This window comes from Alteromonas ponticola (assembly GCF_012911815.1).
Taxonomy (GTDB): domain Bacteria; phylum Pseudomonadota; class Gammaproteobacteria; order Enterobacterales; family Alteromonadaceae; genus Alteromonas; species Alteromonas ponticola.
Genome location: NZ_JAATNW010000005.1, coordinates 398,711 through 421,620 on the forward strand (window position 1 = coordinate 398,711; position 22,910 = coordinate 421,620).

Genomic DNA, 22,910 nt, shown 5'->3' on the forward strand with positions numbered 1-22,910 from the left:
TAATGAATTAGGTATTGAAAAAGCAGAGGGTTATTCCAAAGGGCAGTGGTGTCAGCCACGCCGGTGGTGTGTAAGCGAAACATCCACGGCGTTAGCTGAAGAATAACAATGGCAATAAAGAAGCTTAAAAAGTTAGTTTTCCGCACCCCACGGGGCCGGGGGCGTGTCGATAGCCTGGTTTAAATCAAAGTCGACTCTGAATTCACGCCCTTCACGTACCAGTTGATAGCTGAAACTATCGGGATAAACATACATTTTCCAGACATTGCCAATGGATTGTGGCAGGCCCTTTTCTGCGAACATCCACTGCGTGTAGCTATCGGCCGCAAATGCCTGTACTTGCTTGAAGCCAGGTGTGGATGTTATTCCGCCGTACATGGTCACTGCATCTTCACTGCCATCTTCATGGCGGTGGTCGTGCTTCAAACTTAATCCACTGCCGGTTCGGGTGATGATCCAGGTACGCGAACGATCTTCACCAACATGAAAAGGAATGGCAATTTTGTCATCACTACATTCCCGCACATGCATAACTAAGCGCTTGTTTGTGAACGCATCAGAGCGGGCATTATCCACCACAACCTTACCCGCAAATGCTTTACCACAAAGGGCAGCCAGCGAGTCAAAGAAAGCCTGATGGGTGGGGTGGGAATGTTGAGTTGGTAGAGTGGCCGCAGCAGAAACAGATGACAGTATCAGTCCGGTTAACAGCAGGTAAAACTTCATCGCAAGAACCTTGTTAGTTTTTATTCAATGTTGTTAATCTACTTTACCACTTTATAAGTGATGAATGGATTTACCTTACGATTATTCATTCGCTTTCTGACATGTTCGTCTGGGAATGCATGATGTCATCCGCAGCTTGCAAAAAGGGTAACGGCGATACGCGTTCAAATTCCGATGAACCATCAAAAAGATAGTTCAGCACGTTAAGGTGACCAGCACCGTAGATGAGTAATATACGCTCACCATTTTTATAAGGGAGTTGTTGAATATTCCGTAAAATACGCAAATTGCGGTTAAACCAGCGACCGGTTTCAAAGTCAGCACCAAAATAGGGTTGTTCCTCAGTGGCATACTTGAAGTGGCCAACAAGATAATTGTTCAATGATTGGCGGATTGTATCGGGCTGATTCAGTCGGATTAATTCTGCCGCTATACCCCGCTCTTTATAAACCGGGTCGCCCTGAGAAACTTTCAATGCTTTGTCAGGTGGGTTGTTATAAAACGCGTTAAATGCTGTCTCTCCCTGTTCAGAGGAAAGGTATGTAGCGGTTGCCTGATAAAGCTTGCCCCAGGTATCCACTCCATGCACTTTATTTAAAGAGCGCTTGTTTGCGATCCGGAACCCCAATTGATAAGTTTCCGAGCGGCCGGGAAGCTCGCCTGTTTTCAGGTATTGTAGATAGGCACGGTTTAGTGCGTTGGCGTGTTTAAGTTTATGCTCCACAACGACATAGTCTGGTTCAAACTCACTTAACGCATTCACGATTTGCTCTATTTGCTTTTGAAATTCGGGTTCTAACACATCAATTTGGTGTGTCTTTATTACTTGTTGTGCATCAAGATTGGGAAATGTGAAATGAAAAACTCCGACAGGCAGTATTTTTACCTGTGCATGAACCTGGCTCATGCTGCACATCAGCAGAATCATTATTAATGTGAATTTCATTGATATTACCTTCAATTTGTTTGCCGCCAAAACTATCAAACTCTGGTATGTCTATCAGTGAGGCTTTGTAACAAACAATGAATGAAACAGGAACCGCGATTGATCAGAAGGTACGCTGAACGTGAACGCTAAAAAACTGAATTTAAATAAATTGTCGGGGTGAGCGGTCGGGCGAATTAGTTCTGGTCGTTGCTAATTAAACTTGAACTTTCGTGAAGCGCAGTCATAAGATAAGTGAGCACATTCGGCCAGTGGAAATAACTTAAACGGGTTCATTATGACGTTACTACCTTCAACTGCTGTTTTTCTTGCCGCTGCCGTCATCGCAGTTCCTTTGTTCAAACGCTTAAAACTGGGGGCTATCTTAGGCTACTTGTTTGCGGGTGTGGTTATTGGTCCGTCAGCACTGCATATTGTTGGCCATCCGGAAACCATTCTGCACTTCGCCGAATTGGGTGTGGTGTTATTATTGTTTATTATTGGTCTGGAGTTAGAGCCACAAAAGCTTTGGCGGATGCGCTATCAGATCACTTTTAGTGGCGGTGGGCAGCTGATAATAAGTGCAATCGCTCTTGGCCTGATTTGCTATCTGCTGTTATCCCTGGAATCCACACTCGCCATTGTAATTGGGCTTGCCATTGCGCTTTCCTCAACGGCTTTTGCTATACAGTTAATGAAAGAGCAGCGTATCCTCGCGTCTCCACCCGGCCAATTGGGGTTCGCCATGCTGCTGATGCAGGATCTAGCTGTTATCCCCATATTGCTGCTGGTTGAAGGGCTGGCGCAAGGCGAAAATCTGAACGGTCCACCTTGGTGGATGAGTGTAGTTTTGGTGGTGGGCGTGTTGCTGGCCGGTCGTTATCTGTTAAACCCGTTTCTTCGTCTTATTGCCCGTTATGGTAGTGATGAAATCATGACGGCCGCGTCATTACTGATCGTCCTTGCCACTGCTTTGGGTATGCAGCATGCCGGTTTGTCGATGGGATTGGGTGCATTCGTGGCGGGGATGCTGTTAGCCAATTCAAACTTCAAACATCAATTAGAAGCAGAAATTGAACCGTTTAAAGCGCTGCTGCTGGGCTTATTTTTTATTGCTATTGGAATGAATCTCAATCTTAACTTACTTGTTGAGAAACCAGCTTTCATTCTTGGCTGTAGTATTGCGTTGATTGTGATAAAAACACTGATCATCTTTGCAATTTTAAAACTGAATAAACAGACATCAACCGATGCCATGCGGATCGGACTGATGCTCTCGCAGGGAGGGGAGTTTGCTTTTGTGGTAATGACCCAGGCTACTGGGAATGGGTTGATGGATTCGGCCCTCTCCAGTCAGGTCACGCTCATAGTGGGGATCTCTATGACGCTGACATCCCCACTGGTGATCCTTTACAGCAACCTGTTTAACAGTAAAAATTGTCCACGTGTGTACGATAGTCATCGCGACGTGGATGAACCTAAAGTCATCATTGCCGGGTTCGGCCGCTTTGGTCAGATTTCGGCCCGCATCCTGGCCGCCAACCATATTCCTTTCACTGCGTTAGATATCAATGCAGAGCATATCGAATTTGTGAGCAAGTTTGGCAATAAAGTGTTTTATGGCGATGCCACCAAAACTGAATTGCTTAAGAAAGCGGGAATTGAAGAAGCGCGAGTATTACTGATTGCCGTTGATAATTCGGACGCGGCTATCAGCATTGCCAAATCGGTGAAGGAGCAATATCCGGACATTAAAATTATTGCGCGTGCGCGTAACCGCACCATGGCAATAGCATTCCATAAACTGGAGGTCACGTCTATCATCCGTGAACTATGGGCAGGAAGTCTGGAGGCTGCAGATCATCTCTTACAGGCTTACGGGTTCAGTGAGTCCGAAGCGAAAAAAATGACTGCACTTTTCTCAGAGCACGATCAAGAGTTGCTTGATACAGCGAAAAAACAACAGATGGATGAGCAAGCACTAATTAAGTTGACGGGTAAAGGGCGCGCCCAATTGGAATCGTTATTTAACAATGATGCGCAAAGTCTCAAATAATGTGGCTGAAATGACGTAGCGATTCCAGCTACGTTGTGATTTTCACCTATCTGGAAATTTGCCACCTTGTAGTGTCTGGCAGACTCCAGTATTTACCAATCAATCGCTCACACTCCAACGCTTTCTCGTGTTTGTTAAAGGTGTAGACAAAGCTTTTCTTTGGGGAATAGATTGCAATATTAAACAAAGACTTATCATCACCATGCCAATCCAGCCAACAACGTTAAACGCTTCACCAAGGAGATAAATGGCCAGTAATGTCGCTACCACCGGTTCTATCAAGGTTAGCAATGTCGCATCGCTGGCATGCATCGATTTAAGGCCGTAACCAAACAGCAGGTATCCTAAAAACATAGGGATCACTGCCATGTAGATTAGGACGTAAGTACTAACCTTCGATGCGAACAGGTTATCGCCGGTAAAGAACAATGAAGGAAGCAGTAAAATTGCAGCACCACCAAATATCCCGGCCAGAGAAGACTTTGCCTGCACGCCATGGTTGATCAGTTCACGCGCAGCCCATGAGTAGCCTGCGTATGTGAGACCAGCAACCAACCCTAACAGGACTCCCCATGCCCCCCTGCTGCCTATATTTGTATCGTGGGTATCAGGTATTTTTCCAAGCGATAACAGCGTCATACCGGTAGCGCCAACGAAAAAACATACCCACCACTGTGGCGAAATCGATTTTTTGCAAATAAGACGTTCCAGCAGGGCAGCGAAAAAGGGCGCGCTGGCCAGAGAAATGACAGTGCCAATGGCGATGCCAGACCACCACATGGACGAATAGAACGCCAAGGGATAGAGGGCCACACAAACACTGCCGAAAACTACCAAGTAAGGGCGTTCGAGCATGTTTATGGCATCATCTCGTAAGCTGGCAAATGCGCTGAACGACATCAGAATACCCGCAATGCCCATAGCAAAAGCACCGATAGCAAGCGGGTTGACATCAGCAGCGAAAGTGGCTGCAGTTCCCGTGGTGCCCCACAGGATACTGGCAGCAACAATGGCCAGCGCGCCTTTAATACCTGAACAGACACATGACATCGGTATTTCCTGATTGGTAAGAAGTAAACGGTCTTAAGCATATCAGGTGGTTTCGTAATTAATTTGACAAAAAGGACTATTTAATTGATGGAAAGGGCGGAAGTCATTGCTTGAACTGAGTGGGTGAAAGTCCAAAGTAGCGGGAGAATTTGCGGCTAAACGTAGACAGCTCTGCAAAACCCACCCTTTCTCCGATGTGTTGCAAGGAATAATCGGTGTGGGTTAACAACGCCTGAGCTTTTTCCATTCGTAATTTGGTGATATAACTCATGGCAGTCAGGCCTGTATGTTGTTTAAATAACAACTTAAATTGAGTGTCGCTCAAGCAGGCCACACTGGCTAATTGGCTGATAGTGAGTTTCTCATCAAGATGTTTTTCGATGAACATCATTGCATTAGCGATCCTGCTGTCTAGCTTGGGCAATAACGTCTGTTCTGACAGCAGCAGATAAAATGTCTCCACCATGGAGGTTTCCAGCGGCGCATTAATCTGTAGCTCAAGTTGTTGTTCTACAAATGCCAGGTAGCGGGACATTGACGCGTTTATCGCAAACACCACGCCCTGACAGGCAGCAACATTCGCGGGCAGTTCCTGTAAATCCGCCACCACAAACTTAGCCTGAGCATTGGCGGTAAACATGTGCTCTTCAGTTTTTCTGACCACCACACACTCACCGGGAGCAACATTCCCCCGAAATTGTTCAACTCGAATAGAGATAACGCCTCTTAATGGCATCACCAGTTGAAAAAAGTCATGAGAATGACGGGTTGGTTTAGTGCTGTATGAGCGAATGGATAGATTATCTTTCACACAGAGTTTCCAGCGTTGTTAACATTGTCAATGTTAAGATCATCCAATATTTACTCATTGCAGTGTGATGAGTATTTTTTTTGAAAGCAACCGCTTGCGATAAGTGATTGGGTAAATGAATTCAGTTTACCTCCATTCGCTTTTATCGATTAGCTTAATCGAGTTAATTTGAAAGCGGTCTGATTAAAACTCATGTAATATCCGCCGACTTAATCATTGAGCAGTATCACCAATGTTAACCTTCGTTTCTTCACTTTCAATTAAAACACGTCTTGCCCTGGGATTCGGGATCATTTTAGCGCTACTGGCGTTGCTTACTATTCAAGGGATCCGCCAGGTAAATGCCATCGATCGCACACTTGCCGAAATGACTGACATCAATTCGGTTAAACAGCGCTATGCGATAAACTTCAGGGGCAGTGTCCACGACCGGGCTATCGCCGTGCGTGACGTTGCCATCGCTGCTAACGCTGCGCAAGTAAGTCAGTTCGAAAAAGAAATTCGTAGCCTTGAACGATTTTACGTTGATTCTGAAAACAAGATGGACGCAATGCTAAGTGAAGGAATTAAATTTTCAGCACAAGAAAAAGATATCCTTCGTCGCATTGACGAAGTTCAACGCCGCACATTGCCGTTAGTTGCTACCATCCTTACCAGAAAAAAGGCGGGTGAGGACGTGAGCAAAACCGTTTTGGAAAGCGCCAGACCTGCATTTATCGAGTGGTTAAATACAATAAATGAATTTATCGATTACCAGGAAGAGCAGAATCAGATTGCGACGCCCAAAGCCAGAGACGTGGCAGGCTCTTTTCAGAGTTTAATGTTGATTTTAAGTGCCTGCGCGATCGCATTATCCATTGCAGTGGGCTTTTTGATTGCGCGCAGTTTGCGATTGTCTTTAGGCGGCGAACCTTACGAAGCTCAAAATGCGATTAAATTGCTGGCCGAAGGCGATTTAACCATGAATATCGACTCGCGATACCACGGAAGCATCATGGACTCTCTCGATAGCATGAGTGACAAGCTGACCAGTATCGTCAAGAATATTGTTAATGCGTCGAATGATTTATCTAAACAGGTTTCTGAGGTGACGGAAGGCTCAGGCATGGTACTTCAGTCAGCGAAAAAACAGGCCAGTTTAACCAGCGATACTGCTGACAAACTAGGCTCCATGCGCTCAAGTATTGACCAAGTGTCACAAATAGCTTCACGCACCGAAGAAAACTCAGGCTTGACTGTTCAATACGCAATGCAGGGACGCCAGGTGGTTATCTCAGCAGCGGGAGAAATAGAAAAAATTGCCAACACTGTCAATGCGACCGTAACGCAGATTAAACTTCTTGAAGAAAACACTAAAAAGATAAGTGGCATAGCGTCGGTAATCAGCAGTATTTCAGAGCAAACCAATCTACTGGCGCTAAACGCGGCAATAGAGGCGGCCAGGGCCGGTGAGTCAGGGCGGGGATTTGCAGTAGTGGCAGATGAAGTTCGTCAACTGGCCAAGCGAACTGGTGAGGCGACATCGCAGATAGAAACAATGATTAACGAAGTGCAGACGCAAACTGCGGCTTCAGTGCAAGCAATGGAAACCACCCAGCCTCAGGTTGAAAATGGTAAGGCGCAAATCACTAAAGCAACCGAACTGCTGGAAAATATAGAAGTGCAAGCCAATGACTCGCTGGTACGCGTGAAAGAAGTGGCGCAGGCCGCTGCAAAGCAGGTGTCAGTGGTGACAGATGTAAACGAAGCGATGAATCACGTGGCTGCAATGTCTGACAGTACGATTGAATCGATGAACAACAACGACAAGGCCACTAAAAAGTTAAGTAAACTTTCACTGTTACTTAAACAGGAAGTGTCTTTTTTCAAAGTTTAGCGGGTCGTTGCAAACCTGTATCCTCTCAATAATGCTTACTATTTGCCACCCGATGACGGTGGCAAATAACCACAGGGTAGCCAGAATACGGCTGTAATTAGTGTTCGCTCAAAGCAAACAGGCTACTGGGTGAGTAGATAATTATTTGGGCCAGAACTGGGATAGGTGTCTTTCCGCGGTCTGGGTCACTACATCCTGATTGAGCGCAAGCTGCTCCCCTAAAAATACATGGGCAAGCTCGTTATCAACTAACGCAGTGCATACTATATCAATGGCATCATCCATACTCTTACCGCCTTCACAGTAACGTACATGGTGTTCAACATGGCCGTAGCAATCGGTCTGCAGGTTGAACCATTTTTTAATTATCATTTTTCCAAGTTGCTTATAGCGAGCTTGATGAGAGCCGAAAATGACAAAAAACATTTTATCCGGGGGGACCGGCGATTGCGATTTGATCTGGTCTAATGCGGTTACTGTTTTTTCAATTTCTTCTCTCGCTACACAATCCATTGCCACTGCAAAAATGGGAGCGAGTTCTGATTTGAGCATGGTTAAATCGAGAAATTCATTGTTTTGCGGGTTCACTGCCCAGTTTTCGACCAATGAAAACATTTGCCTGATAATGGGTAAATCTGTATCGTCTTTATGAGCGCGAACGTACTCCAGGATTTCACCGTAATCGTTAGCGTACATAAGAGTTAGGGGTAAATGTACGGCAGCTTTAATATGGTGATAATTTTCCCCAACCACGTTATATTCTGCGATCTTACTACCGCACTGAGCAATAATTCGGTCATCCATTCTCACTACTAATTGATATGCACCATCCGCAATTATTTTTCGCACAGTGGATTTTCTATCCGCATAGCGAGCATGGAAAGTCTGGTTAATGTCATGCAAAACCCCTTCAGCGGGCTGTTGTTTTGAATCCTTTAATTGTGTCATCGATCTACGTTTGTGGGCATTGTTGTTCTCTATACCCCAAATTTAGTCCTTTTGTTCAATAGCAAGGGGGTAGGGCAATCGTCTATTATTACGGCCAACGCAGTGTCACATTTTAAATCCATAAATATTAATTAAGGATGAAAATCGTGGTATCCAGCAAACATAAGTATCGTTTTTTTACGGTAGACAACGTGATATTCGATGTGCCTAGCAGGGTATATGATGAGCGCGCGGTTGAAGGGTGGTTTCGTGCAATTACCCAAGAAGCCAGTCGCTTTGATAAATGGATGATATTGTCTCTACCCGATAACAGTTTGAGCATTTCTTCCCGAGCGGCGTCTAATTTGAGTGAGCGCTTGCCGCATCTCAAACGCTATGGTTGCCTGGGTTTTTTGCTATTAGTCAACCATATCAATGCCAGAATTTTTCATCATAGTCTGAAAGATACACCACCTGAGTTTGATTTTGTGGTAAGCGAATCAATGGAATATCTATGTCAGCAGGCCGAACTGGTACTGGGTGAACAAGGACGATTAAACACCTTCCAGGCTTATAGTTGAAAGCGCGCGATTCACGCCATTTGTCATATCAATAAGATTCTTTGCGATAGTTCGATTGAGCCGATTACACGTGTCCAGCCCGGGTAATGTAAGCGCATTTGTTCTTTGATGAGGAGAGCCTGCGAAAATTCGTGTGGTCACCTCGCAGAATTTCACGGCATGGGCTGATTGCTTGTTGTTACCCTGCTCACGTTTTTCTGGTTTAACCCCTCTACAATCCATTACCACATGATGAGGGTAACTTTTAATTGCGTCACTTGTGGCCATGCTTCCTTGTCTGGTATTAAGCGTCCCCGTCACAAAAAGTGCAAGTAGCTTGCGCGCGCTTTCGATCGGCAAGGCCCCTAGCGCCTTTGCAGTCAATGCATGAGGGAAACGGTTATTTTGCCTGATTGAAACCGCGTTTAAATGCAGGCCTGAAGTTTCTATCAGACTGAGAAAGGCATCAATGACCTCCTGCCAGTGAAAGCGACCCTGGCTTTCAATGGCGTCGAATGCCAACAGCTCGCAGTGTAATTTGCGACGGGCCTCACAACAGGTATACGTTTGGGTTAAAAAGCGCAGTGCGGTTTCAAACTTCATCCTTGCAATTTGTCGATAAACATCAGGACAGTAACAAGCCAAAGCCGGAAGGCAGAGCGCCTCGTAGAGTGAATCAAATGAACTTAATTCTTCCGTAAACCGGCCCTTCATCATCGTGGTTATCTGCCACTGCCGCGAACTGGGGTACCAAAGGTTGGGAAATACGCCTGAAGGGGACACGACTTCAATGTTATAGGTATAATTGGGTCGATATATCAGATCTTGTGCCTCACCAGCAAACTGACCGTTTGCCTGAGCAATCGTCAAAATGGCATCTACGGCCGTCAATGAGCTTCCAAAAATGGTAAATCGAGGTTGTCCGATGTAGCGGTACACATCCAAAGGATAGGGGGTTCCCTCTGCAGGGTTAATCAGCCCTGTATTATTAACAATTGCACTGTATCCCACATACCACCTTCCATCTGCTTGCAGTTGACAGCCATTTTCACTTTCACATAATTTCTCCACAAAATGGTCAGGGTAAACGTTAATTACTACGTGGCGACGCTCCAGTTCATGGATTAACCACAAAAAATTAGCGGCTAAAAATCGACCCACCGTTGAACGTGACAGGACCGAATGGGGTGGGAAAGATTCTCCACCTACGGTAGCCGCATTCCACTCATAATAGTTAAGCGGCAAAGACGGTATATCATCAGGATGTAAATTGGAAAGTAAATTGGGATAGCTGGTTTCGGGATTAAAGGCATGCCCACAGCCTTGATAAGCTGAAGCCTCAAAGATGTCGATATCCACGCTCGTTAACCTGGCCTGATACAGATGGTAAAGAAGATAAACGGTGGCAGGGCCGGCACCCACCACCGCTATTTTCGGGCGCTCATTAACACTCGCTAACATCTCCATACGAGATAACATTGGAAGGCGACTTATGGAAGGTGCTCCCCTCCTGTAACCCCAATAATCTCTGCAGTCATATAACTGGATTCCTGTGAAGCCAAAAAGACATAGGCTGGGGCAAGCTCAACGGGCTGGCCCGGTCTTCCCATAGGAACATGTTCGCCGAATCCATCCAGCTTTTTGGCGGGCTGACCGCCACTTTGTTGAATCGGCGTCCAGATTGGACCGGGAGCCACGCCATTCACGCGGATCCCTTTATCAATCAGCAGTTTAGCAAGCCCGTGAGTAAATGCGGTAATTGCCCCTTTAGTCGAGGCATAATCGAGCAGACCCGCAGAGGGCTGATAGGACTGAATTGACGTAGAATTAATGATGGTAGCACCGGGCGGCATAAACTTCACCGCCGCCTTGGTAATATAAAACATTGAAAAAATATTCGTTTCAAAGGTAGTACGAAATTGTTCAGAGGTTAATTTATCAAAGGAATCTTGATGTTGCTGCTTGCCTGCATTGTTCACCAGGATATCGATACCTTCTAAGAAGTCAGCAGCCTCATTTACCAGCTTCTGACAAAACCCTTCCTCTTTAATATCGCCGGGTATTCCCTTAATTTTTTGCCCTTCGTCAGTCAGTAATTTAATTAAACTGTGGGCGTCTTCTTCTTCACTTGGAAGATAGTTTATCACTACGTCCGCACCTTCCCGGCAATAGGCGATCGCCACTGCTCGTCCAATTCCCGAATCTCCGCCGGTTATCAGTGCTTTTCGACCTTTTAAACGGCCGTTACCTTTGTATATTTTGTCGCCATGCTCTGCTGCTGGGCTTAGTTTTCTATCAAGTGCCGGATCGGGCTGATTAGAATTTTTGCCCGTGTCTCCGGGTGGATACTGATATCGGGGATCCTGCATTGTAAATTGGTTATGCTCACTCATGCGATTATCCTTAAGCTAAAAGTGGGAAGCTAGTTACCCTCACTACAGTGGTGGGGGGATTACTGGTTTAGTTGATAGGCGTTTTTAATATTTTTTTAATCTAAACTAACCGCATTCCTGGATGAGTCGCTGCCGTATGGTTTCCTTTTCACCTGCACAGCAAATTAGACTTATTTCCCCGCAGGCTGAGTAGGTTTACTGAATTGATATGACCGGATTGAAGAAAAGGTAAAAAGGTAACGAAAACAGAATAGGGAAGTTCATATTACAATGTGATCCAAACTATTTTTGACTGCTATATACCAAAAGACCAACTTATTGAACTCTAGGCTTTTCTCTGTTGAGTGATCCAGGTTCACGGGTGATGTATCACAAATTTAGGTTGTTGGTGGTTCCTACTGGATAGATAGAAAAAGGCGCTATGGGTTAGTTTAATTAAAAGGATTAACTTATGCGTAAAATGATACTTTCAGCAATAGGCATAGCCTCTGTTCTCAGTTCCCCCATGGTACTGGCACAGTCAAATTACGAAATCAGTAATTCCCTCGCCGGACACTTTTTTATTAGCCTTATCGCAGGAGTAATGATTGCGGTCGGGATTCAGTTCTTATTAAGCAATCTGGCCATCGCGCTGGGGATTACCGCCATCGGTGATGTGCGTGACTATGAAAATCAATCAAGTTCTTCTTCAAAATCAAATAGCAGTGACTCATCTAAATCATTAGGGCGAAAGGTCACCACTGGGTTAGGTCTGTTCACTACTATCACCATGTCCATATCGCTTTTTATTGCTGTATGGCTGGCAACGGATCTGAGTCTGGTGAGTAGCGCTTTAAATGGGGCTATTTTGGGTTTAGTGATTTGGGCATTTTTCTTTTTACTGGCGCTAATGGTTGATGTAAAGCTGACCACTGCTATTTGCGGAAACCTGGTCTCACTGATCCAGAAAGGGTTAACTGGCACCTCTAGTGCTGTAGCCAGCGTTTTTTCAACCAGCGATGAATCTAAAGCCAAGTCTTTTGCCCAGGAGACGGTTAGGGCCATTCATGACGAAGTGAAAAAAGAGTTTGATACCAGTGACCTCGACAGCAAAATCAGACAATACATTGACCGGGCTACCGCGGATAATTTTAATGCTAAAGATTTCAGAAAAGAACTAGAGAAACTGGTTAATGAAATTGAAGTGGAAGAGCAGTATGTTACAGATGATCCCAACACCACGAAAAAGCTGATCTTGGACATTGCCAGTAATAGACCTTCATTGAACGATAAGCAGAAAAAGCAATTATCTGATTCCATTGATGACATCAAAGCCTCTATACGCGACAACGATTCCCATCAAGCCCGAGCCACCGCGGCGTTTGATAAATTGTCACCCGGTGATGAAGAGCAGGGGCGTCAGTATCGGGAACAGGTACGCGCTTATCTGGATAAAACCGGACGTGAAGAACTGTCTGCCGAAGAGCTTGAACGGGATCTGGAAAGCATTTTTGATAACCCAGCGAGCGCACAGCGTATTTTGAATAATCGTTTGAGTAAATTAGATCGTGATTCGGTTAAGGCAATGCTGGCAGCGCATGACAGTATGGATGAAGCCAAAGCGGATAAAGTTCTTAAGGCTTATGATAAGGTATTAGCCAAATTTTCCAACGACCAGTCGCAAGGCTCCAACCAAGGCAGCACAACCCCCAACCTTCCGGCCAAACGCAGTAAAGCCGAGCAGCGGGTTCAGCAGTGGTTCGACCGAATGCAGCGTCCGGAACTTCGCTATCGCGATTTGAAAAATGACTTTATGACCATCCTCCACGACCCTTCTTTAGCTCCGCAGGTTTTATCAAGAAGATTAGACCAGATGGACGAGCAGACCGTTCGGGCATTGTTGACCAATAATGATCGCATTGACGAAAAAGACATTGACCAGTACATGCAGAAATTCGAAGAAGCTAAAACCGATCTGCGTACACGCATAAATAAAATGCAGGCAGAGGCGGAGCGGCGTATTGGCGAACTCAAGCACTTAGCGTTTGAGGAGGCAGAGGCGGTGCGCGCAACCGCAGCTTCAGCGGCATGGTGGTTGTTCATCAGCTCATTCGTCAGTGCAGGCGCAGCAGCGCTAGCTGGAGCGCTTGCAAGTAACTTAATCTGATCTACAGTAATTTTCACTCACGCACACATCTCTGAATGTGTGCGTTTTTTTAAGGGGGCAAGATGGTTATCGCAATTTTGGGTAGTTTTCTGATGGCCCTGATTGTAATTGCTTTTCACTATTATTCGCTTCGCGCAGTCACTTTCCTGTCTCAACAGTTCAACAAAGGGTTTAAACGGAACTTCACCGTCGTCGCCTGTATATTTTTCATCCATTGCATAGAGATAGCCTGGTTTGCCTTTGACTTATATCTGGCTTATGAAGTATTGGGATTAAGAGGATTTGAAAACACGTTCACTAAGAACGCGCAAGCGTATTTGCATTTATCCGCCAGCAGCTTCACTACACTCGGTGCATTTTCTTCATCACCCACTGGAAATATTGCTCTCATACTCGATATGATCTCATTGACCGGGTTTACTATGCTGACATGGTCAGCAACACATTATTACAGTATTTTTTCCCGCAAAAATTATGCGGAGGATTTAAAACAATAAGCTAACTGAAGCGTTTCTTCTCTTGAAAATCGAATGGACGAATCTTATATTTTTTGCCGACGCGCAGGCATGAAAATTGTATTTAACATTGAAGATGTGCGTTTAATTTTTGTCAGCTATTTGTGAGTGTGTTCGATTAGAGGTTGCTATGAATTCGCTGGTAACAAAATCGTTTATAAATCCGGCTTCCCACGGTAATTTTCAAAGTTACATTACCCATATTTATTCTATACCCTTTTTAAGTGCCGAAAAGGAAAAGGCACTTTTTACCCGCTATCATGAAAAAAATGACATGCAGGCAGTAAAAGAAATCATCCTGTCTCACTTACGGTTTGTATACACGATAGCTAAAGGTTATCAGGGCTATGGCTTGCCACTGGAAGACATGGTACAGGAAGGAAACATCGGGCTGATGAAATCGGTTAAGAAATTTGACCTTTCCTTTGAGTGTCGACTGGCCACCTATGCCGTACACTTTATTAAAGCGGAAATTCACGAATATATCCTGAACAATTGGAAACTGGTGAAAATCGCTACGTCTAAAGCTAAGCGCAAATTATTTTTTAATCTGCGTAAATTTAAACAGTCCTGGAACTGGCTGACAAACGATGAAGCAACGACGATTGCACAGGAATTGAAAGTGGACAAATCTACCGTACTGGAAATGGAATCTCGGCTGCACTCGTCTGATCATTACCTCGGAGATCAGTGTAACGATGACGATGACGACAGTTATCTACTACATAAGGCTGCGGCAGTTGCGTTAGAAGATATGCGGTTTGCGCCATCGCTGCATTTTGAACGTGAAAATTTAATGATTCACCAAACCCGTCTATTGCATACTGCTTTACGGGAATTGGATTCACGCAGTCAGGAAATTATTCGCCAGCGCTATCTTGTGGACAGCGACCAACAGGCTACACTTCAGGAGTTAGGGGAACGGTTTGGTATTTCTGCCGAGCGGGTGCGTCAGCTTGAAACTCAGGCATTAAAAAAATTAAAAGCCAACGTGGACGCGGAAGTAATGTTGCAGGCTTAAGCTCTGGTCAATGGCGCTGCTAATTTTAATTTTCATAGTATAAAAGGGTTACCATGTTTATATCAGAACCAGCCGTCGACATACTTTTGCGCGGCAGCCTGCTAACCCTGTTCGGTATGACCTGGGTGGTGATGTTGGTACGCATAAACGGGTTGCGCTCGTTTTCAAAAATGACCAACTTCGATTTTGTGATGACCGTAGCTGTGGGGTCGTTACTTGCTAATACCAGCCAGGCCACCTCGTGGGAAAGCTTTTTTCAATCCATTATCGCCCTTGCCAGCCTCTTTCTGGTTCAATACGGTGCTGCAAAAATACGTAAATCCTCAGACCGGGTAGAAGCGTTGATGCAAAATCAACCTATTTTGTTAATGCACGAGGGTGAAATTCTTTATCCTGCCCTTGAGAAAACCCGCGTTGCAGAAAGTGATTTATATGCAAAATTAAGAGAAGCCAACGTACTAGACGAAAAGGAAGTAAGAGCGGTAGTGTTAGAAACGACAGGCGACATTTCAGTACTGCATGGCAAGGCGTGTTCCACCACGATTCTCCGTGGGACCAAAAAGGTAGGATAGAAGAGCAGAATACTGCGGAATTTGCCCTATCACTTTTTACCCACCGCCAAAAACTAACCTGCTGTTCACTTGTCTGGCTTCCCAGTCATACCGAATTCGCGGTTATACGTGAAGCAAACGCCTTTCCCACCCCGTGCATATTGAAGTAAGTTGTTAAGTCCCTCCTCTTCAAAGTTTAAAGCCACTAGTTGGGTTAAACAGACGATTAAAGTTTATCTGGGATATTTTTTACTTCTTCCAGCCATACTCTGGCCTCACCATCACTGGGCGCGCGCCAGTCGCCCCGTGGTGAAAGAGAGCCACCGGAGCCGACCTTAGGGCCGTCGGGAAGCGCGGAACGTTTAAATTGACTGATCTTGAAGAAGCGATAACAAAACACCTCTAACCACTGTTTTATCTCTGCGAGGGTATATTGTTTACGGTTTTCTTTGGGAAGGGTGCTAGGCCAGGCCCCCTGTTTTGCATCATGCCAGGCATGCAGGGCCAAAAATGCTACTTTGGAAGGGCGTACCCCAAACCGGGTTATCCAATATAAATTGAAGTCCTGCAATTCATATGGCCCCACTTTATCTTCCGTTTTCTGAGCGGGTTCTTCAGCGTCTGCTTCTCCGGGTACTAACTCGGGCGAAATTTCCGTATTCACGATGTCAGTTAGCACATCTCGGGTCGCCTGAGCAAAGTCGTCCTGATTGGCAATCCAACGAATAAGGTGCTGAATGAGCGTTTTCGGCACACTGCAATTCACATTGTAGTGGGACATGTGATCGCCCACACCATACGTCATCCAGCCTAACGCGATTTCTGAAAGATCACCGGTTCCCAAAACCAGTGCCCGGTTTTGGCCCGCCAGTCGAAACAAATGCGATGTTCGCTCACCTGCCTGGACATTTTCGAAATTCACATCGTAAACATCCTTACCCTCTGCGTAAGGATGTTGAATATCCTTTAGCATCTGGTCACAGGAAGGTTGAATATCAATTTCTCTGGAAGTCACACCCAGACTCTCCATCAGGATATGGGCATTGTCTTTGGTTTTCTTGCTAGTAGCATAAGCTGGCATGGTATAGGCCAGTATATTCGTTCGGGGCAAGTTCAAACGGTCCATGGTTTTTGCCGCCACGATGAGGGCATGGGTGGAATCCAGGCCACCGGAAACGCCAATAACGAGTTTTTCAAAGCCAGAGGATTTCAGTCGTTTCGCTAACCCATGAATCTGAATGTTATAGGTTTCATAGCAGCGTATATCTAAATCTTCAGTATTAGAAGGAACAAACGGAAAGCGGTTAACTTGCCGTTTTAGCGGAAGTGAGGCAGTGGGAGGATCAAGGGTAAAGTCTATTCTGCGGACTTGCTTTACCAGATCACGATAAGCTGTTACCGAGTCATGAAAGCTGGTTAACCGCATACGGTCTTGTGCCAGGCGCTCTAAATCAATGTCGGCCAAGATCAAGTCAGGGCCTGGGGTAAAACGACCTGACTCCACTAATAATTCATCATTTTCGAAAATCATACCATGACCATCCCAGGCTAGATCCGTGGTCGATTCTCCTGGCCCTGCCGCGGCATACAAATAGGCGGCAACACAGGCTCCTGATTGGCGGGCGCACAAATCGCGGCGATAACGCGCTTTATCAACGGTGATATTGCTGGCTGATAGATTGGTCAGGATGGTGGCGCCAGCAAGCGCAGCATAGGTGCTCGGAGGGATAGGGGTCCATAAGTCCTCGCAGATTTCGGTATGGATTCGCAGATGTTCGACATCAGTCGCATTAAAAATAACATCCGCTCCGAACGGGACCTTCTCACCAAATAAGGAGATCTCATTTAACAGGCAATCCCTTCCAGAACAAAATTGTCTTTTCTCATAGAATTCCCGATAATTTGGTAAAAAAGATTTGGGCACTACACCTAATATTTGGCCACGATGGATAGCTATCGCACAATTATAAAGAGCCCCTTCAATTTTGAGAGGCGCGCCCACCAGCATAAATGCGGCAATCTGCTTCGATGCTTCAGTCACTTTTTCAATCGCCATCAAACAACTATCCAGCAATGCATCCTGGTGAAATAAATCACCACAGGAGTAGGCGCTGATGCTCAGTTCCGGGAACAGACAAAGCGCCGCTTTTTTATCGCATGCAGATTGAGCTAATGAAATAATTTGTTTGGCGTTGTAGTCCGGATCGGCGACTTTTACTTCTGGTATACATACGGCAACACGGACAAAACCGTGGGTATAAATATCGTTAAAGTTTTGTTGTTTATTCACAGAAACTATCCAAATCTATCTCATGAGAAAAGGGCGTTTTGGCCTTACAGGTTTGCCTAAGCTGCTTGAGCGCTGTTTGCTTAGTCTCATCATCTTTACAGACAATGAGATCGGGTGGAATTATCAGGTTGAAGCGACGCATATACGCATCCTGCGCGGTGAACTGAACGCAAATGTCACCGGTCATCCCCGCTAGAATAAGGGTGTCTGCTTCTAAGTGGTGTAATAATATTTCCAGGGTAGTGCCGTAAAAACCAGAATGGCGCGTTTTTATAACGAAATAATCTTCATCCCCTGGTTTCAGCAGTTTCACTACCGGCTCCCCGCGCACGTTATCTTCCAGGGTGTGCTCTACTAACTGCCGAAAATCTGAACGCCACTTGCCGAAATTATCGTTAACGTAAATAGTGGGAATAGAACAGCGTGCAAGTCGACTTTTTAGTTGCTGCAGATGTTGCGCTGCCTCAAGCGCGGGCGCAAGCATATGCTCGCCGTCATCAAACTCAAGATCATTAATCATATCGATAATTAACAATACAAGTTTGCTTCTATCTGGAAAATCATCTGGCTTGTTAATACGCAGTCCTCCCTGAGAAAAATTATCTGACGAACTGATGCAAAGGAAAAAGCACGCTTATATAAGCGATAAATGTCTCAGATAAGTTATGAAGAGCAGAGAAAATAAGATCAATAACAAGGGGACGTGCTTTTTCGGTTGTGAAGATGCGGAAATCAAGGGGACTAGCGTAATAATGAGAGGAACCCGGAAGATTAAATTTCACTTAATCATAATCGATATCACGGGGCAGACATATCAACACCGATACGACCAATTCTATATAGGAGCACTTTTTGTGTCGTCTAAAATAACGCTACTCTCAGATCTTTGCCACCTCGAATACGACGCTGTAGCAGCGTACGAAGAAACCCTGGAAAAAATAAAGGAAGATAATCTTAAGAGAACAATTGCCGCGTTTTGTAAGGAGCACCGTGAACATATCGTCAATCTCAATGAGTTGTTAGAACAAAATGATGCACAGAAAGTGACCAACACTGATCTGAAAGAAGTGCTGACTAAAGGCAAAGTAATGATTGCTGCAATGATTAATGATAAGGCCATTCTTGAGGCAATGCATATGAATGAAAATGTGACCACAGAGGCCTATGAAAAAGCGTTGAAAAATGATCAGCTAACGATCAGCGAACGCGCCGTAATAGAAAAGCATTACGAGGATGAAAAGCTTCACAAAGACTGGTTTGCTGAAATGGTGCAGAAGCGATGACTCAGTATGGGTGAAAAGGATGTCAAAAAGCCCGGTATTAACTGGTGTCACCTACAGCATGGGTACTCATAAAGTTGCAGTATGGAGCTTTTATACTTATCAGCGATGTGGTTGAGGTAATTTTTGACTTGGAGTAAGACTTACTTATTTCGCATATCTCGTCTGTTCAGCGAGGCTTGCGTCTGAATATGGAAAACTATTTTTTAATCCTCTCCGTGGTAGGACTCGCCACATTAGGCATGACCTGGATACCCACCATTGCCGCAAAATATCGAATTTCTTACTCTATCGTTTATCTGGCGGCAGGCATTGTACTCTATCTGCTATTCGATGAGCTTCCCTGGCCAAACCCCTTTTATAACAACGCGGAAACAATCCATTTAACTGAACTGGTCGTCATTATTGCGCTTATGGGAACGGGCTTGAAAATTGACCACCCGTTTTCTTTTCGTCACTGGCAGGTGCCTTTCAGGCTGGTCAGCGTGGCGATGATACTAAGTATAGTGGGGTTAATCGCTTGTGCTCTGGTAATGCTGGGTTTCGACTGGGCTTCAGCCTTATTGCTTGGGGCCGTGTTAGCTCCCACCGATCCTGTACTCGCATCTGACGTGCAGGTGGGGCCGCCCAATGACGGTAAGGATGAACCGGTGCGTTTTTCACTCACAGCGGAAGCTGGATTAAATGACGGCATGGCATTTCCTTTCACCTGGCTGGCTATTCTTGTCGCCGGTGGAGCGACGGGTAGCTCATTGGTAGCTGACTGGCTTGGATTTTATGTACTTTTCAAAATTGTAGTGGGTTTGGGAGTAGGGTATATCGCAGGCAAAGGAGTCATTTTTTTATTCTTCCATCTCCCTGAAAAATACAATGCGTTGCATGTTCGGGATGGGTTGATTGCGTTATCGACTACGTTGCTGACGTATGGCGTGACAGAACTAGCGCATGGCTACGGTTTTATCGCCGTTTTTGTAGCGGCGGTGACAATTCGTAATTTTGAGATTGATCATGAGTACCACGAAACGCTTCATGCCTTTACCGATCAGATTGAGCGCATTTTACTCGCCATTCTTTTGCTGTTATTCGGAGGAAGCTTAGTTGAAGGCATTCTTGAACCACTGACCTGGCCAATGGCATTAGTGGGGTTGTTGTTCGTTTTTATTATCCGTCCTGTGGCGACGTGGTTGAGTCTTCTAGGCACAGACTTAACTGCAACCCGGAAGGGGATGATAAGCTTTTTCGGTATAAGGGGGGTTGGTTCGTTTTTCTATCTTTCCTTTGCCCTGGGTAACACTGATTTTGCTTATGGTAAAGAGATTTGGGCACTAACCGCATTTGTGGTTTTGGTCTCTATCTTGTTGCATGGCTTGACCGCTTCAACGATGATGAACAAGTTTGTGTCGACAGATAAGTAGATACCAGTTGGTTCACGGAAACGCATTGAGAAACGTCGTACAAGGCAATGAATTGTGGCGTATTTCTGCTCACGTCCTAACTGCTTCATTTAAGAATGGGGGCGAGTAGAATGTCGCCCCCTAGGCTATTTTACGCAGCTTTTTCCTTTTCCTTTTTCTCGTCCTTGTCAGCGTTATGTTGAAGGATATTACTACCACCGTTGATCGAGATAGTTCTAGGCTTCATCGCCTCAGGAATTTCTTTGACTAATTCAATTGTCAGTAACCCGTTTGCCATTTCTGCACCGGTCACTTCTACGTAGTCAGCTAAGTTAAACTTGCGCTCGAATGAACGGTTAGCAATACCTTGATAAAGATATTTACTCTCGTCTTTAGCCTCCTTATTACCTTTAACTGTTAGTACCCCTTTTTCAACCTGCAACTCCAGGTCGTCTTCAGCGAAGCCAGCTACCGCCAAGGTGATCGCGTATTTATTCTCATCGAACACTTCGATGTTGTATGGGGGGTAGCCAGTTGAAGTTGAATCGCCGGTTAGCGCACTATTGATGAGTGACGCAAAGCGGTCAAACCCAACACTGTTTCGATAAAGTGGTGATAAATCAATTGTATTCATGGTTATATCCTCCAATGAAGCAATATAAATAAAAAACAATCAATAGTGAAAGGCTCTAAAATAGACATCCTTTCAACTTATTTTTTAGGGTTTCTGTTGACAAATTTCAAGCAGGTAAAGAATAAAATTTTTTACTATATTTATTCCAGCGGAGAATAAATAGCCGGCGCGTATTTGATGCCGCCAGCTTTTGTTTCTTTACGCTAATTGGGTGCTATTGCAATAGCAGATACTTGAACACAATGCGGCTATGCGGCAGCGAGCGTAGGACGTCCCGCTACCTATTCCACTTCGGTGTAAAAGCACCGCTCTACCATTTTCTTATCCGGTAGTTTAGTTATCACGAACACCTGATCTCCCTCGATTAACCTTACGTTGCCCTTAGGCAGTAAGGTTTCCTCACCCCGCGCAATCATCGCAATCACAGCGTTTTCCGGTAGCGCGAGTTCGCTGATGCGCTTATTGACTGCCGGTGACTGCTTCGCAAGCTCAATTTTGATCAATTCGCGTTTACTTTTAGCCAGCCTGACAATTTCCTGTGTACTGGCGGTTTTCACTTCATCGTTGACTATCAGTCCCAGTTTTCGTGCTGCAAAAGATAGGGTGGAGCCCTGTAACAGCGCCGAGATTAAGACGATGAAAAACACCACATTAAAAATAATCTCCGCGTACGGCATACCGAAAATGAGTGGAAAAATAGCCAGAATAATGGGCACCGAACCGCGCAGGCCAACCCATGAAATCAGCAGTGAAGCTCTTAGCGAAAAGCGAAATAAAAGCAGAATAGGCATCACTACCAGCGGGCGTGCAATAAATATGAGCACACAGGCGATCAGCAACCCTTCTTTCCAAAATACAAACAATTCGGTGGGCGTAACTAATAGTCCCAGAATGACGAACATCGCGATCTGCCCTAACCATGCCAGGCCGTCCAAAAAGACAAAGGTATTTTTTTGATACGCGAAGCGGCTGTTGCCCACCATAACGCCGGTAATAAAGGTGGCCAGAAAGCCGCTGCCATTAAGGTTTGCCGCCACACCAAACGCCAGCATGCCAAACAACATGACGAGCACCGGATATAACCCTATCGCCATTAAGGTAATACGCCGAAATATCCATACGGCAATGCCACCAATGGCCAGCCCAACCGCGGCCCCTACTCCCATTTGGCTGGCGAAAAGCACCGCTAAATCATTGGGTTGTGTATTCGCGTCCTGTATCAGGGTAATCAGACCTATGGTCAAAAATATAGCCATAGGATCGTTAGAGGCACTCTCAAGTTCAAGAGTAGATTTAACTTTTGCCGGGATGCGTATCCCAGCGTTGCGTAACACCGAAAAGACAGCGGCGGCATCGGTGGAGCCGACGATGGCGCCGAGCAATAATCCTTTATACAGGGGTAAATCAAGGATATACATAGCGGCAAGACCAGTAACGACCGCGGTGCCGATAACACCTACGGTGGCCAGTAACGCCGCCGGTTTCCAGGCTTGTGTGATGGATTTTTGAGAGGTTTGCAAGCCACCGTCAAATAGAATAAGGATAAGGGCAAACGTACCGATAGCGTGAGCGGCATCGGCATTATCAAAAAAAATCCGGCCAATCCCATCTTCACCTGCTAACATCCCTACGCCAAGAAACAGCACCAGAACGGGCACCCCAAAACGCGGCGACAGCTTACTCGCTAGTACTCCAAAAATGGCGAGCACGGCGCTAAGCAAAATAATATGATCTACCGCAAACACCCAGATTCTT

General features: G+C 45.4%; 20 protein-coding genes. 9 read left to right on the forward strand and 11 right to left on the reverse strand.

Annotated features, from left to right (window positions below; genetic code table 11):
* Window positions 1–132 precede the first annotated feature (132 nt).
* Both HCJ96_RS11070 and HCJ96_RS11075 read right to left on the reverse strand, forming a co-directional pair.
* Entirely contained in the window at window positions 133–726 is a 594-nt protein-coding gene (locus HCJ96_RS11070) for a hypothetical protein (RefSeq protein ID WP_211162774.1), read from the reverse strand.
* An 85-nt stretch (window positions 727–811) separates the two neighbouring features.
* Window positions 812–1,672: a DUF5694 domain-containing protein gene (locus HCJ96_RS11075; protein ID WP_169211110.1), complete on the reverse strand. Its 861-nt coding sequence runs from the start codon at window positions 1,670–1,672 to the stop codon at window positions 812–814.
* A gap of 277 nt (window positions 1,673–1,949) precedes the next feature.
* On the opposite strand from HCJ96_RS11075, the gene HCJ96_RS11080 reads away from it, so the two are divergent.
* Window positions 1,950–3,707, forward strand: a complete 1,758-nt coding sequence (locus HCJ96_RS11080; protein WP_169211111.1) for a monovalent cation:proton antiporter-2 (CPA2) family protein — start codon at window positions 1,950–1,952, stop codon at window positions 3,705–3,707.
* A gap of 99 nt (window positions 3,708–3,806) precedes the next feature.
* Here HCJ96_RS11080 and HCJ96_RS11085 read toward each other — a convergent pair whose 3' ends face one another.
* Window positions 3,807–4,757, reverse strand: a complete 951-nt coding sequence (locus HCJ96_RS11085) for a DMT family transporter (protein WP_169211112.1) — start codon at window positions 4,755–4,757, stop codon at window positions 3,807–3,809.
* Window positions 4,758–4,860: 103 nt separating this feature from the next.
* On the reverse strand, window positions 4,861–5,568 hold the full coding sequence (locus tag HCJ96_RS16550; protein ID WP_169211113.1) for a helix-turn-helix domain-containing protein: 708 nt from the start codon (window positions 5,566–5,568) through the stop codon (window positions 4,861–4,863).
* A gap of 232 nt (window positions 5,569–5,800) precedes the next feature.
* Between HCJ96_RS16550 and HCJ96_RS11095 the strand changes: the two genes are divergently transcribed.
* Window positions 5,801–7,444, forward strand: coding sequence for a methyl-accepting chemotaxis protein (locus HCJ96_RS11095; protein ID WP_169211114.1), 1,644 nt, complete (start codon window positions 5,801–5,803; stop codon window positions 7,442–7,444).
* A 141-nt stretch (window positions 7,445–7,585) separates the two neighbouring features.
* Here HCJ96_RS11095 and HCJ96_RS11100 read toward each other — a convergent pair whose 3' ends face one another.
* Window positions 7,586–8,392 carry a hypothetical protein gene (locus tag HCJ96_RS11100; RefSeq protein ID WP_169211115.1) on the reverse strand — a complete coding sequence of 269 codons (807 nt, stop codon included), beginning with the start codon at window positions 8,390–8,392 and terminating at the stop codon, window positions 7,586–7,588.
* Between the two features lie 137 nt (window positions 8,393–8,529).
* Here HCJ96_RS11100 and HCJ96_RS11105 point away from each other — a divergent pair, with 137 nt between their 5' ends.
* Window positions 8,530–8,952, forward strand: coding sequence for a hypothetical protein (locus HCJ96_RS11105; RefSeq protein ID WP_211162775.1), 423 nt, complete (start codon window positions 8,530–8,532; stop codon window positions 8,950–8,952).
* Here the strand turns inward: HCJ96_RS11105 and HCJ96_RS11110 are convergent.
* Window positions 8,926–10,410: an FAD/NAD(P)-binding protein gene (locus HCJ96_RS11110; protein ID WP_169211117.1), complete on the reverse strand. Its 1,485-nt coding sequence runs from the start codon at window positions 10,408–10,410 to the stop codon at window positions 8,926–8,928. The genes HCJ96_RS11105 and HCJ96_RS11110 overlap by 27 nt on opposite strands.
* 11 nt (window positions 10,411–10,421) lie before the next feature.
* Window positions 10,422–11,324 (reverse strand): SDR family oxidoreductase, encoded by a 903-nt coding sequence (locus tag HCJ96_RS11115; protein WP_169211118.1) that lies wholly within the window; start codon window positions 11,322–11,324, stop codon window positions 10,422–10,424.
* A gap of 451 nt (window positions 11,325–11,775) precedes the next feature.
* Here HCJ96_RS11115 and HCJ96_RS11120 point away from each other — a divergent pair, with 451 nt between their 5' ends.
* From HCJ96_RS11120 to HCJ96_RS11135, 4 genes are all read left to right on the forward strand, one after another.
* Complete coding sequence (locus HCJ96_RS11120) at window positions 11,776–13,470, forward strand: coiled-coil domain-containing protein (protein ID WP_169211119.1); 1,695 nt, start codon at window positions 11,776–11,778, stop codon at window positions 13,468–13,470.
* 62 nt (window positions 13,471–13,532) lie between these two features.
* The gene (locus HCJ96_RS16355; RefSeq protein WP_246261303.1) at window positions 13,533–13,967 is read left to right on the forward strand and encodes a hypothetical protein; all 435 of its coding nucleotides are present in this window, start codon (window positions 13,533–13,535) and stop codon (window positions 13,965–13,967) included.
* Between the two features lie 148 nt (window positions 13,968–14,115).
* Window positions 14,116–15,006: an RNA polymerase sigma factor RpoH gene (gene rpoH / locus HCJ96_RS11130; RefSeq protein ID WP_169211120.1), complete on the forward strand. Its 891-nt coding sequence runs from the start codon at window positions 14,116–14,118 to the stop codon at window positions 15,004–15,006.
* A gap of 53 nt (window positions 15,007–15,059) precedes the next feature.
* Window positions 15,060–15,578, forward strand: coding sequence for a DUF421 domain-containing protein (locus tag HCJ96_RS11135; protein WP_169211121.1), 519 nt, complete (start codon window positions 15,060–15,062; stop codon window positions 15,576–15,578).
* A gap of 205 nt (window positions 15,579–15,783) precedes the next feature.
* Here HCJ96_RS11135 and HCJ96_RS11140 read toward each other — a convergent pair whose 3' ends face one another.
* Together HCJ96_RS11140 and HCJ96_RS11145 are read right to left on the reverse strand one after the other, a co-directional pair.
* Window positions 15,784–17,847 carry an NAD(+) synthase gene (locus HCJ96_RS11140; RefSeq protein WP_211162776.1) on the reverse strand — a complete coding sequence of 688 codons (2,064 nt, stop codon included), beginning with the start codon at window positions 17,845–17,847 and terminating at the stop codon, window positions 15,784–15,786.
* Window positions 17,840–18,382, reverse strand: a complete 543-nt coding sequence (locus tag HCJ96_RS11145) for a cysteine hydrolase family protein (RefSeq protein ID WP_211162777.1) — start codon at window positions 18,380–18,382, stop codon at window positions 17,840–17,842. The genes HCJ96_RS11140 and HCJ96_RS11145 overlap by 8 nt, the downstream gene beginning before the upstream one ends.
* Before the next feature lie 319 nt (window positions 18,383–18,701).
* Between HCJ96_RS11145 and HCJ96_RS11150 the strand changes: the two genes are divergently transcribed.
* A complete protein-coding gene (locus tag HCJ96_RS11150) occupies window positions 18,702–19,130 on the forward strand; it encodes a DUF892 family protein (RefSeq protein WP_169211122.1) in 429 nt (142 codons plus the stop codon).
* Between the two features lie 188 nt (window positions 19,131–19,318).
* Window positions 19,319–20,542, forward strand: coding sequence for a cation:proton antiporter (locus tag HCJ96_RS11155; RefSeq protein WP_169211123.1), 1,224 nt, complete (start codon window positions 19,319–19,321; stop codon window positions 20,540–20,542).
* Window positions 20,543–20,672: 130 nt separating this feature from the next.
* Here HCJ96_RS11155 and HCJ96_RS11160 read toward each other — a convergent pair whose 3' ends face one another.
* Both HCJ96_RS11160 and HCJ96_RS11165 read right to left on the reverse strand, forming a co-directional pair.
* Window positions 20,673–21,155: an Hsp20 family protein gene (locus HCJ96_RS11160; RefSeq protein ID WP_169211124.1), complete on the reverse strand. Its 483-nt coding sequence runs from the start codon at window positions 21,153–21,155 to the stop codon at window positions 20,673–20,675.
* Between the two features lie 281 nt (window positions 21,156–21,436).
* Window positions 21,437–22,900: a potassium/proton antiporter gene (locus tag HCJ96_RS11165; RefSeq protein ID WP_169211125.1), complete on the reverse strand. Its 1,464-nt coding sequence runs from the start codon at window positions 22,898–22,900 to the stop codon at window positions 21,437–21,439.
* Window positions 22,901–22,910 lie beyond the last annotated feature (10 nt).

Bases quoted from the DNA above. Each gene is read 5' to 3' on its own strand.
- HCJ96_RS11105 (WP_211162775.1), top strand. From the start codon at position 8,530: ATGAAAATCGTGGTATCCAGCAAACATAAGTATCGTTTTTTTACGGTA.
- HCJ96_RS11075 (WP_169211110.1), bottom strand. From the start codon at position 1,672: ATGAAATTCACATTAATAATGATTCTGCTGATGTGCAGCATGAGCCAG.
- HCJ96_RS11155 (WP_169211123.1), top strand. From the start codon at position 19,319: ATGGAAAACTATTTTTTAATCCTCTCCGTGGTAGGACTCGCCACATTA.
- HCJ96_RS11120 (WP_169211119.1), top strand. From the start codon at position 11,776: ATGCGTAAAATGATACTTTCAGCAATAGGCATAGCCTCTGTTCTCAGT.
- HCJ96_RS11085 (WP_169211112.1), bottom strand. From the start codon at position 4,757: ATGTCATGTGTCTGTTCAGGTATTAAAGGCGCGCTGGCCATTGTTGCT.
- HCJ96_RS11135 (WP_169211121.1), top strand. From the start codon at position 15,060: ATGTTTATATCAGAACCAGCCGTCGACATACTTTTGCGCGGCAGCCTG.
- HCJ96_RS11070 (WP_211162774.1), bottom strand. From the start codon at position 726: ATGAAGTTTTACCTGCTGTTAACCGGACTGATACTGTCATCTGTTTCT.
- HCJ96_RS11110 (WP_169211117.1), bottom strand. From the start codon at position 10,410: ATGTTATCTCGTATGGAGATGTTAGCGAGTGTTAATGAGCGCCCGAAA.
- HCJ96_RS11160 (WP_169211124.1), bottom strand. From the start codon at position 21,155: ATGAATACAATTGATTTATCACCACTTTATCGAAACAGTGTTGGGTTT.
- HCJ96_RS11100 (WP_169211115.1), bottom strand. From the start codon at position 8,392: ATGACACAATTAAAGGATTCAAAACAACAGCCCGCTGAAGGGGTTTTG.
- HCJ96_RS16355 (WP_246261303.1), top strand. From the start codon at position 13,533: ATGGTTATCGCAATTTTGGGTAGTTTTCTGATGGCCCTGATTGTAATT.
- HCJ96_RS11115 (WP_169211118.1), bottom strand. From the start codon at position 11,324: ATGAGTGAGCATAACCAATTTACAATGCAGGATCCCCGATATCAGTAT.
- HCJ96_RS11095 (WP_169211114.1), top strand. From the start codon at position 5,801: ATGTTAACCTTCGTTTCTTCACTTTCAATTAAAACACGTCTTGCCCTG.
- rpoH (WP_169211120.1), top strand. From the start codon at position 14,116: ATGAATTCGCTGGTAACAAAATCGTTTATAAATCCGGCTTCCCACGGT.
- HCJ96_RS11080 (WP_169211111.1), top strand. From the start codon at position 1,950: ATGACGTTACTACCTTCAACTGCTGTTTTTCTTGCCGCTGCCGTCATC.